This window comes from Poseidonocella sp. HB161398 (assembly GCF_005870025.1).
Lineage (GTDB): Bacteria > Pseudomonadota > Alphaproteobacteria > Rhodobacterales > Rhodobacteraceae > Mangrovicoccus.
Genome location: NZ_VATA01000239.1, coordinates 1 through 937, shown reverse-complemented (window position 1 = coordinate 937; position 937 = coordinate 1). Strand labels below are relative to the sequence as shown.

Below are 937 nucleotides of genomic sequence, written 5' to 3'. Positions count from 1 at the left end.
AGAGGTGGTCCCGTTTTTTCGACCAGTTTGCCGCCGGGCTAAGCTATAGCATTGGTTTCACGTCAGGCGGCGATCTTCAGGTTCGGGGTCCGGGTACCATAGGCCTCATCCGGCGTCAGCAGCCCATGCGATGAGTGCGGGCGTCTCTCGTTGTAATAGCTGATCCAGGCGCCGATCCCCTCGCGGGTCTCCGACCCGGTCTCGAAAGCGTTCAGGTAGACGCACTCGTATTTCAGGGAGCGCCACAGACGCTCGATCATCCGGTTGTCGATCCAGCGGCCGCGCCCGTCCATGGAGATTTTCACCTTCGCGTCGTGCAGCGCGCCGGTGAAGTCGGTGCTGGTGAATTGGGATCCCTGATCGCTGTTGAAGATCTCCGGCGCGCCGTATTTCGCCAGCGCCTCCTTCAAGGCCTCGACGCAGAATCCCGCGTCCATGGAATTCGACAAACGCCAGCTCAGCACCTTCCGGCTATGCCAGTCCATGACGGCCACGAGGTAGAGGAAGCCACGACGCATCGGGATGTAGCTGATGTCGGTGCACCAGACCTGGTTCGGCCGGGTGATGGCCAAGTCTCTGAGGAGATACGGGTATATCTTGTGCGCGGGGTGCTTCCTGCTGGTCTTCGGCTCCTGGTAGATCGGCACCAGCCGCATGAGCTTCATCAGCCGCCTGACGCGATGCCGCCCGCATTTGTGCCCTTCTCTGTGCATGTGGCGGGCCATCTGGCGCGAGCCGTACCACGGCCTTTCGAGAAACTGGCGATCGATGATCGCCATGAAGGCGAGGTTCTCCGCGCTTTCGCCGCGCGGCTGGTAGTAGAGGCTCGAGCGGGCCAGCGACAGCAGGCTGCACTGCCGCCGCACGCTGAGGCCGGGATGATCCTTCTTCACCGCTTTCTGCCTCCAGTGCCGGGGATGAGACTGGAGGCTTCCGA

General features: G+C 62.2%; 1 protein-coding gene. It reads right to left on the bottom strand.

Going from position 1 to position 937, the window contains the following annotated elements; translation table 11 throughout:
- Positions 1 to 62: 62 nt before the first annotated feature.
- On the bottom strand, positions 63 to 937 hold an 875-nt coding region (locus FGX59_RS37030; protein WP_138473492.1), incomplete at its 5' end, for an IS3 family transposase.